The sequence below is a fragment of the uncultured Planktosalinus sp. genome, from assembly GCF_963973675.1.
GTDB lineage: Bacteria > Bacteroidota > Bacteroidia > Flavobacteriales > Flavobacteriaceae > Planktosalinus.
Window position 1 is genome coordinate 1 of the sequence record NZ_CAXBAN010000473.1, and the last position, 1630, is coordinate 1630.

At 44.2% G+C, this 1630-nt stretch carries 1 protein-coding gene; it reads right to left on the reverse strand.

Features of this window, described 5'->3' with window-relative positions; genetic code table 11:
- Positions 1-168 precede the first annotated feature (168 nt).
- Complete coding sequence (locus tag AACY61_RS13465) at positions 169-1620, reverse strand: carboxypeptidase (protein ID WP_339612097.1); 1452 nt, start codon at positions 1618-1620, stop codon at positions 169-171.
- Between the last annotated feature and the right edge of the window lie 10 nt (positions 1621-1630).

Here is a 1630-nt window from a genome sequence, read left to right on the forward strand (position 1 = left end):
GACTGGTGGACTGGTTTACTGGTTTACTGGTTTACTGGTTTACTAGTTGACTAGTTGACTAGTTGACTAGTTGACTAGTCTACTAGTTTACTAATTTACTGGTGGACTGGTTTTTCGGGTTGGCGGGTATCATTTAGTCTTAAATCGAATTCTCTCACCGCTCAAGAACTAATACTTCGCCACGGTTCCTTTTTTGCTGGTTCTTAAAATAAATTCCCTTAAATCATCATTCGATTTTTTAAGGTCTTCGCGTCGCAGGTACATCATATGTCCGCTACGGTAGCCTTTAAAGTCCAGTCGGTCTTTTAATTTACCTCCGGGGTCCATTTGTCCCATACTGTATTTGGCGTGAAAATAAGTGGTGGCTCCGTCATAATAACCGCTTTGAAAGAGTACGTTCAAATACGGGTTTTGTGCCATCGCCTGTCGTAAATCGTCACGGGTGTTGTCATTTTCCATATCCCAGGGGCGCACATTGCCAAACATGTTGTATTTCACATCCGTTTTAAACTTCAAATCGGTTTGAAAATAATGATTAATGGCCGGCGTAAAAGAATGCAGCCATGAGGTAAGTTCGGCACTGTAATCAGGTGCAATTCCGGCTTCCTGCCGATCCATTCCCAAATAACGTGAATCCAGTCTTCCAATCGTGTTGCCGGTCTCATCCCGTAACAACCCTTTCCAGAAATAACTTGTGGGCACTACCAAGTTGTGTTGAAGGATTTCTTTTTCGGTCAAACCGGAATAAAAAGCCATTTTTTGAGCAATCGCTTTGCGTTCTGCATCCTCAATAAATCCGCCTTTGGCAATGGCAGGCATCAACTCATTGATGGTAAATTCTTCCACTTCCGGAAGGAGATCATACAAGTCTTTTTGTTGCAATTGAGGCGCCAATTGTTTATGATACCAAGCGGTCGCAGCAAAATATGGCAAGCTGAGTGCCTGAGCTTCCAGATTGTCACTACGCAAAATTTTATAATCGGCCGGTGAAACCATAATCACGCCATTAAGATACATCCACTGCCTGTTTTGTAGTTCCAGAGATAAACCCGCAACTCTAGTACCCCCATAGCTTTCCCCAATGAGGTATTTGGGTGAAAGCCAGCGGTTGTTCCGGGTTACAAAGGTGTTGAGCCATTCTGCCAGATACGTTATGTCTGCATTGATGCCAAAAAATGTCTTCCGGTCTACCCCTTCCCCATCTGGCGGAATCATTCTGGAATAACCTGTATTTACCGGATTGACATACACGACATCAGCTACATCCAGTATGGAATACGTATTGTCTTTAAACCCATAAGGCTGCACGGGATAGCCCTCATCGTCAATATTCAAAATACGCGGGCCTGTATAAGCCATGTGCATCCATACAGAACCGGAGCCGGGTCCGCCGTTAAAGGAAATCAACAATGGACGTTGTTCTTTATTTTGCACCGCGTTGCGCGTATAATAGGTATAATGCAGCGATGCAATCGGTTTGCCGGCTTCATCCCATACGGGCTGAGTACCGGTGGTTACGGTATAATTGATAGGAGTTCCATTGATGGTTACTTTGTCTTGTACAACCACTGCCGTATCAGCAGGAAGTATTCGGGTTTGTGAAAAGCCGGTTGCTCCGATTAAAAAAGTA